We start from the raw sequence: 1,096 nt of genomic DNA, 5'->3' as shown, positions 1-1,096 counted from the left end.
TCGGAACTTCGCCCCGGGTTCGAGTGGCGGCGCGATGACCACACAGGTGGCGTCGTCGCGGGTGCGGCTTGGGTCGTAGCCCAGCCACACGGGGCTGTTGCCGAACGGTCGATCCAGCTCCGGGTTGTAGTCCTCCCACAACGACAGATCCGAGTAGCAACGCTCCAGATCCTTGAGGCTGAATGCGCTTTGCGTGCTGTCGATGAATTTGCAGTAGAACAGCTGCTGAAATTTGTCTTCGTCGTACTCCAGCTGCAGTTGCTCCAGGTCGAACAGATCGCAGCCGCCGGCGATCGCGTCGTCCAGAGTGATCGTCTTTCGCCACTGGCCGTCCGGACACAGCGCGCCCTGCGTGTAGGCCGCTTCGCTGGGCCACACACCGCCGGCCTTCTTGCCGCGTTTGCTGTTGCGGAACTCCTCGCCCGACCAGAATGGGTACGCCTGGTGCGACACGGCGCTGGGCGTCGAGAAATAGGTTTTGCGCCATTTCTTGTGTGTGCCCATGGCGCTGGCTACGGTGCTGAGTTTTTCGAAGTCACGGATCCAGAAATATTCGTCCACGTAGACGTGGCCGTGGTACCCCTGGGCGGTGCTGCTGTTGGTGCTGAGAAAGCGCAGTTCGGCGCCGTTGCTGAGGGTGATCGGGTTACCCGTAAGCTCGATGCCGAACCACTGCTGTGCAAACTGGATGATGTAGCTGCGGAAAATCTCGGACTGCGATCGGCTGGCAGACAGAAACACCTGGTTGTCACCGCTTAGCACGGCGTCCATGAACGCTTCGCCGGCGAAGTAGTAAGTCAGACCGACCTGACGGCTTTTGAGGATGTTCCGGACGCGGCGTGTCAGCGGGTTCTGTTTCGCCTCGAACAGCTCTTTCTGGTAGCCGTACATCTTCGAGATGAATTTATCGAGGAAGTCCACTTCGGTCAGGCCGCTAACGTCGTTCTTGACCTTCTTTTCCCGCTTACCGCTACTTTCGCCTCGTTCACGACGTTGACCAGGCTGGCGTTCGCGAGGCTCGTCCGGTGCGTCCGACGGCGCTACCTGTGCAGGCTTGGCCGCAAGTTTTTTCAGCCGCTCAAGCAGGCTCGTTAGC

Annotated in this window: 1 protein-coding gene; it reads right to left on the bottom strand. The window is 59.9% G+C overall.

The genetic code is table 11. From position 1 onward, the window contains the following. A partial coding sequence (locus L8H52_RS30295) for a terminase family protein (protein ID WP_242210170.1) occupies nt 1-1,096 on the bottom strand: 1,096 nt, incomplete at both ends.

Source organism: Pseudomonas sp. CROZ-RG-20F-R04-15, assembly GCF_022662375.1.
Taxonomy (GTDB): domain Bacteria; phylum Pseudomonadota; class Gammaproteobacteria; order Pseudomonadales; family Pseudomonadaceae; genus Aquipseudomonas.
This window is presented reverse-complemented; position numbering and strand designations above follow the sequence as displayed.